The sequence below is a fragment of the Vibrio sp. 1580 genome (genome assembly GCF_033340055.1).
In genome coordinates, this window is record NZ_JAWOVT010000007.1 from 323,203 (window position 1) to 330,243 (window position 7,041).

General features: G+C 44.5%; 5 protein-coding genes and 1 tRNA gene. 3 read left to right on the plus strand and 3 right to left on the minus strand.

What is annotated here, in order from left to right; translation table 11 throughout:
• Positions 1 to 131 precede the first annotated feature (131 nt).
• Positions 132 to 1,226 (plus strand): PLP-dependent cysteine synthase family protein, encoded by a 1,095-nt coding sequence (locus R7093_RS14005; RefSeq protein ID WP_005389952.1) that lies wholly within the window; start codon positions 132 to 134, stop codon positions 1,224 to 1,226.
• 60 nt (positions 1,227 to 1,286) lie between these two features.
• Here R7093_RS14005 and R7093_RS14010 read toward each other — a convergent pair whose 3' ends face one another.
• Positions 1,287 to 1,604 (minus strand): DUF1244 domain-containing protein, encoded by a 318-nt coding sequence (locus R7093_RS14010; RefSeq protein ID WP_005378586.1) that lies wholly within the window; start codon positions 1,602 to 1,604, stop codon positions 1,287 to 1,289.
• Positions 1,605 to 1,818: 214 nt separating this feature from the next.
• Between R7093_RS14010 and R7093_RS14015 the strand changes: the two genes are divergently transcribed.
• Positions 1,819 to 2,394 carry a porin family protein gene (locus tag R7093_RS14015; RefSeq protein WP_047100886.1) on the plus strand — a complete coding sequence of 192 codons (576 nt, stop codon included), beginning with the start codon at positions 1,819 to 1,821 and terminating at the stop codon, positions 2,392 to 2,394.
• 80 nt (positions 2,395 to 2,474) lie between these two features.
• Here the strand turns inward: R7093_RS14015 and vmeF are convergent, their stop codons facing one another.
• Together vmeF and R7093_RS14025 are read right to left on the minus strand one after the other, a co-directional pair.
• Positions 2,475 to 5,588: a multidrug efflux RND transporter permease subunit VmeF gene (gene vmeF, locus R7093_RS14020; protein ID WP_017820001.1), complete on the minus strand. Its 3,114-nt coding sequence runs from the start codon at positions 5,586 to 5,588 to the stop codon at positions 2,475 to 2,477.
• The gene (locus R7093_RS14025; protein WP_017820000.1) at positions 5,588 to 6,682 is read right to left on the minus strand and encodes an efflux RND transporter periplasmic adaptor subunit; all 1,095 of its coding nucleotides are present in this window, start codon (positions 6,680 to 6,682) and stop codon (positions 5,588 to 5,590) included. Before R7093_RS14025 ends, vmeF begins: the two co-directional genes overlap by 1 nt.
• 292 nt (positions 6,683 to 6,974) lie before the next feature.
• On the opposite strand from R7093_RS14025, the gene R7093_RS14030 reads away from it, so the two are divergent.
• Positions 6,975 to 7,041 (plus strand) — tRNA-Tyr (locus R7093_RS14030).

The following is a 7,041-nucleotide window of genomic DNA, read 5'->3' on the forward strand; positions in this document are numbered from 1 at the left end:
ACCCATAAAATGTAGAAATTTTTTCTACAAAAATCTTTATTAAGAGTAACAATAGCAAAGTTTTTCTCGAAAATTATAGATAAATTATCCCTATCTAATACTTATCTATCGATTTCCCAAGGAGAGACGCCATGTGTACTGACCACAATTGGATCAACAATGCAGTGCGTAAAATTGAAGCAGACTTCCAACGTTCTGCTGATACTCACTTATTTAAACTCGAACTACCTTCTCTTGATGGTATCGATATCTATCTAAAAGATGAGAGTACGCACCCTACAGGCTCTCTTAAGCATCGATTGGCGCGCTCATTATTTCTTTACGCTATTTGTAATGGATGGATTGGTCCTGAAACCACTGTAATCGAGGCGTCCTCAGGCAGCACTGCCGTTTCGGAAGCGTATTTTGCGCGTTTACTTGGCTTACCGTTCATTGCCGTCATGCCGAAAACCACTGCACGTAAAAAGATCGAACAAATTGAATTTTACGGTGGTAAAGCGCACCTTGTTGAACGATCAGATCAGATTTATGACGAGTCTCGACGCTTGGCTCAAGAGCTAAATGGTCACTACATGGACCAGTTTACTTATGCTGAACGCGCTACTGACTGGCGCGGTAACAACAACATCGCGAACTCTATCTTTAGCCAAATGGAGTTAGAAGATCACCCGATTCCTAGCTGGGTAGTGATGAGTCCTGGAACAGGCGGCACATCAGCAACCATTGGCCGTTTTATTCGTTACCAAAAATACGACACCAAGCTTTGCGTGGTAGACCCTGAAAACTCAGTGTTTTACGATGCTTTCCAGTCAGGAAATCACTCATTGAAAGGCGATACTGGCAGCAAAATTGAAGGTATCGGGCGACCACGTGTCGAACCAAGCTTTATTGCTGGTGTCATTGATGAAATGCGCAAAATTCCAGACGCAGCCAGTGTGGCAACTGCCCATTGGGTATCTCAGCTGATTGGGCGTAAAGTCGGCGCATCAACAGGCACCAATCTTTACGGTGTGCTGCAATTGGCTTGTGAGATGAAACAACGCGGTGAGAAGGGTTCTATCGTGACGCTTCTATGTGATTCTGGAGAGCGTTACCTAGATACGTATTATGACTTAACATGGGTAAAAGAGAACATCGGCGATATTCAACCTTACTTAGCTCAACTCGAAGTCATTCAAGCAAAAGGTTGCGTTGAGCCAGCTTGTTGCGGCTCAACTAACGCTTAACGTGCAAACTGGACTTTAAAAACAGCCCAACTTCATGCGGGCTGTTTTTATCGCTGGGCTTTACTTTTTCTGGCGCGCTTCAAACGCAGCCAATTGTTCTGGCGTTGCCGCTGGTTGATGATTTTGTTTCCATTCATCGTAAGTCATGCCGTAAACACGTTCGCGAGCGTCATCAATATCTAAATCCAAACCGAGATTTTCAGCCTCAGATTTATACCATTTGCTAAAGCAGTTGCGACAGAAGCCCGCAAGGATCATCAGGTCGATGTTTTGTACGTCTTTGTTGGCATCTAAATGCGCCAATAAACGGCGAAATGTCGCCGCGTCTAACTTATCTTGTTCTTCTTGAGTCAAGTTTTTGTATTTGAATTCAGCCACTTTCCTTTCCTTCTCTCTTATTTGACTAGCTTTCGTCACCATATCTAGTTAGTTGGTAGTCATGAGTAAGAAGTATGCTTTAGCGCAACAATTCCCATTCTAAAATCACTACCTTTGATAAAAGCTGATATGATAATTACCACCCATCCTATTGATTAAATTAACATTTAAACAAATCATTACAACGGTCTTTTACCAAGGTTATCGTCTAGTTATGAAAAACGCCATTCTATTATTGTCTACCTTGACCATTAGCGTGCCAACTTTAGCTGCTCAAGAACAAGCTCATCAATCTTATTTTTATCTAGGTACTGGTAACGTTGGTTTTGATACACCGTACTTCGGCTCGGATAGAGACAATGAGTGGTCAACACCACATATCACAGTTGGCTGGGGTTACCATGTAAACCAATACCTCGCGTTTGAAGGGGTTCTGCGCTATTCACAAAATGAACTTAAGAACGATGCTCTAAAAACTGACTTAGATCTTCACTATTACCAAGCAGGTATGTCTGCTGTTGTAACGAGTGATGACTTAGGCGATACGCCACTATCACTATTCGGTCGCGCAACAGCGCTTGGCACTCAAGCCGAAATGTACGTACCAAACGAACAAAAGGTCACAGATGACTCAGGCGCACTATTCAACATCGGTGTTGGCGTCCATTGGGATATGAGTACAGATATCTGGTTACGCGCAGAGTACATTTATAATGTCGCAGATATGGGTTTTGAAGATTTTTACGACAGCTACGAAGGTGTACAAATCAGCCTAGGGAAACGCTTCTAATCGAACGCTTCCGAGCTAACTTTAAACCGATAAAGAGAAGCCGAGGTTATTACCTCGGCTTTTATGTTTTAACGTTTGATTTAAGGGTGCGCTATACGGCCCTTCGTATCATGGCTAATTGCTTTGTTTAACTCTGCTTCTACATGACCTGGTGCTTGTGTTTTCGCCGAAATCAATCGGTACATTGCCGGGATAACAAACAAGGTCACCAATGTCGCAAACCCCATCCCGAAAAAGATTACCGTACCCACGGCAATACGGCTCTCATAACCCGCCCCTGTCGATACTATCAACGGAATTGCGCCAGCAAGTGTGGTAAACGCAGTCATCAAGATTGGACGTAGACGTCGCGCAGCTGCATCAATGATCGCTTTTTCAAACTCAACGCCACGATCACGTAGCTGATTGGCAAATTCTACGATCAAAATACCGTTTTTCGTCACCATACCAATCAACATGATCATGCCGATCTGACTATAAATGTTCATACCTTGGCCCATAATAACCAAACCAAGAAAGCCACCAAATACACCCATCGGCACCGTAAACATGACCACTAACGGGTTTACGAAGCTTTCAAACTGAGCCGCCAACACGAGATACGCCACTAGCAGTGCCAATGCAAACACAACAGCAACACTCGCTTGGTTCTCTTTAAAGTCTTTCGACTCCCCCGAATAACTCACCGAAATGTCACCCGGTAAGTTGTCGATGGCTTCCTGGTCTAGGTAATTCAGCGCATCTCCTAATGTAAAACCTTCCGACAGGTTGGCAGTAATAGTGATGGACTTCTGTTTGTTGTAGTGAGAAAGACGAATAGAGGCCGCCACTTCTTCAATTTTTGTGACCGCATCTAACGTCACTAGCTGACCGCTATTCGTGCGCAGATAAATCTGACTTAAATCTGCAGCATTATTAAAGCTATTTTCATCACCGCGAAGATACACATCGTACTCTTCGCCACGCTCAACATAAGTCGTTTCGCTTTTACCACCGAGCATGATTTCTAGGGTGTCAGAAATGTCTTTAACACTGACTCCTAGCTCTGCGGCACGCTGTCGGTCAACTGTAACCAATAACTCAGGCGTTTTTTCCGAGTAATCTATCTCTGCTCCTTCCATCATTGGTGATTCTTCTGCTTTGTTCTTTAGCATTTCAGCCCAAACAACGAGCTCATCGTAATCAGAGCCGCCTAATACGAACTGAACTGGCTCACTCGAACCACCTTGGAAACCTGGCATAAATGGGAACACTCGAACATCTGGGATACCTGCCAATTCTTTCCGTACTTTGTTAAGGGCTTGCTGAGCCGTGATATCACGTTCGTTCCAATCTTCTAGAATCATGATCACAAAGCCTGTCTGGTCTCCTGCCTGGCCACCAAACGCTGGCGTTTGGATGCTGAATGACTTCAGATAACCTTGCCCTAGTAATGGCATCAATCGGTCTTCGACAATATCCATATTGGCTGACATACGATTGTATGACGTAGCATCTGCACCGCGCACAAACGCGAATATCACACCGCGATCTTCTTGTGGGGTCAGCTGGGCCGGTACCTGATTCATCAAGAAATAGCTACCGCCCAAACAAGCTAGAATCACCAGCGGAGCAGCCCAACGTACTTTTAATGCGCCTTTCAATAATGCGCGATAGCCACTCTCAAGCTTGCTAAACAAGCGATCAACCGCTTCATTGAATCGATTTGGTTTTACATTCGCTTTCAAAATCTGACTACCTAATACAGGAGTCAGCGTCAGGGCAATCAAAGAGGAGAATATGACCGACATAGCCAGCAATACAGAAAACTCTGTAAATAGTAGACCTACCATGCCATCCATAAAGGAGATCGGTAAGAACACCATCACCAGCACTAATGTTGTTGCTATAACAGCAAAACCAACCTCTCTTGTGCCTTTATATGCGGCGAGTAATGGCGATTCACCGCGTTCAATATGGTGGAAGATATTCTCTACAACCACAATTGCGTCATCAACCACCAAACCAATCGATAATATCAACGCCATCAAGGTGATCAAGTTGATAGAAAACCCAAAGTAGTACGCGGCAATGAACGACGAAATCAGAGAAACAGGTACAGTAACCGCAGGAATTAAGGTTGCACGAGCTTGGCCGATGAAAATGTACAATACCAAAATCACCAAGCCGCCCGTGATAAATAGCGTGCTGTACACCTCTTCGATTGAACGCTCGATAAACACTGTCGCGTCGTAATCTATCGCAAGACGTGTACCTTCTGGTAAGAACTTCTGGATGTTATCGACTTCAGACCTAACCAGCTTCGCTACTTCTAACGGGTTTGCGTCTGACTGCGGTACCACACCAAGACTGATGTTTACTACACCATCACTTTTGAAGGTTGAGTTTTCGTTTTCTGCACCAATGAAGACATCTGCTACATCTTTTAAATAGATAGGTGTATTGTCGCTTGCGCGTTTAATGACAAGATATTGAAAATCTTCAGGCGTGTTATAAGTACGAGCCGTACGCACGGACATTACTGTTGAGTCGTTGCGAACTTCACCACCTGGGCTTTCTAGGTTCTCACTTCGTAAAGCTGATGTAATGTCCGAAGCTGTAACTGAACGTCCAGCCATTAGTTCTGGCTTAAGCTTCACGTACATGACCTTGTACAAACCACCGGAGAGATCAATGGAGCTAACCCCAGAGATCAGGCTAAAGCGGTCCATCAATACACGTTCGGCATAATCGGTTAATTGAGTACGGTCCATCTCTGCAGAACTGAGATTGATGTAGAGCGACGCCTCTCCCGAGCCATTGTTCTTATAAACAATAGGGTCATCCGCTTCATCAGGTAGCGAGCGCTGAGCACGAGCTACGGCATCACGCACGTCGCTCACACCTGTGTTGAGATCGTAACCTAACTCAAACGTGATCGTGATACGCGACATGCTGTTACGAGTAGTGGAGCTAATTTCATCAACCCCACTGATCCCAGAAAGCTGGTCTTCCAAAACGGAGGTAATTTGGCTTTCAATAATAGTCGCCGATGCACCCTCATAACGCGTACTGATAGAAACGACTGGGCTTTCTATATCAGGCATTTCACGAACGGCTAATTTGGTGAATGACACAAAGCCAAACACACACAACAGCATGCTCAGAACCAACGCCGCGACAGGGCGTTTAACTGAAACGTCGGACAGTAACATTAGTTTTCTTCCTCATCCGATTCACTGTCATTGCGTGTCACATCCGTGGTGTTCGCTTTTAGTGGCGCGACAATTTCTTTCACTTCGACACCATCACGCATGTTAACAATGCCTTGAACCACAATCTTGTCACCAATCTCAACACCAGATTCGATCACCACCTCGTTGCCAACACGAGCACCTAGCGACACTTCTTGACGAGTAGCTTTGTTATTTTCATCAATTACATATACAAAACGTTTAGTTCCGGAGTATTCAAGTGCTTGAACAGGAATGATTGGCGCCTTAATAGCAGGAAATGCTAGTGAAGCGTTCATCAACATGCCCGGCTTCAATTGATTTTCTGGGTTATCAAACTCAATACGCACGCGAAGATTCAGTGTTTCGGCGCTGATCCGCGTATCAATACCTGTGACTTTACCAGTAAAGGTCTGGCTACCCCATGCACTGGTTTTAGCGATGACTTCCATACCAATAGAAAGCATCGATAAATAGCGCTCCGGTACTTGTAAATCCAGTTCCATGACGGAAAGATCATCCAACGTCAAAAGTTCAGTACCGGCACTGACCATTTTGCCGCGGCTAAAATCGATAAAACCAACAGTGCCAGAAAATGGGGCAGTAATATGGAGATCAGCTAAATTGGCTTGAGCAGCATCAAGCCTCGCTTGTGCTATTTCAACACTGGCTTTTTGTGCATCGATTTCAGTTTGAGTAATCGCATTCCGCTTAACCAAACGTTGGAACTCTTTTAACTTACGCTGTTCATCTTTAAGGTACGCCTTTGCCTCAATCAAAGCGGCTTGAGCCTTATCGTCATCTAACTTAATTAATAGCTGGTCTTGCTGGACATTTTGATTCGCTTTAACAGCGATTTGATTCACTTTGCCGGCGACTTCCGATGCGACAACCACAGACTCCGCTGCCTTTAATTTGCCGATAAGAGTTAAGGATTGATTGATCTCGTGCGTTTCTACTTGTTCAGTCACAACAGTAACCGCTGAGCCTCCTCGCATCGCAGCGCAAACCGATGGAGAACTCAGTAATATAGAAAGCGTTAAAACAGATAACGATAACGTGGCTTTCATGCTCATGATATTGACTTCTAAACGAATAAACTTATGTCATTAAACTGCTTACAGTTTATCAGTAGATACGGTGTTTAACGTCAAGTAGTGTAAATTCAAGTAAAAAGTGCGCTTCTCTTCTGTTCAAAGGACAAACAAAACGCTGACTTTCTACCATCTTTGCCCAAAAAGACAGCATTCAACGTAAAAACGTAAGAAAAACGCTTTACAGCCTGAGCGAGTTTGCTATGATTCGCTCCGCACTTGGGAGATGAGTTGGGAAAACATCTTACTAAGTATAAAAATCCTCTGGAGGGGTTCCCGAGTGGCCAAAGGGAGCAGACTGTAAATCTGCCGGCACTGCCTTCGATGGTTCGAATCCGTCC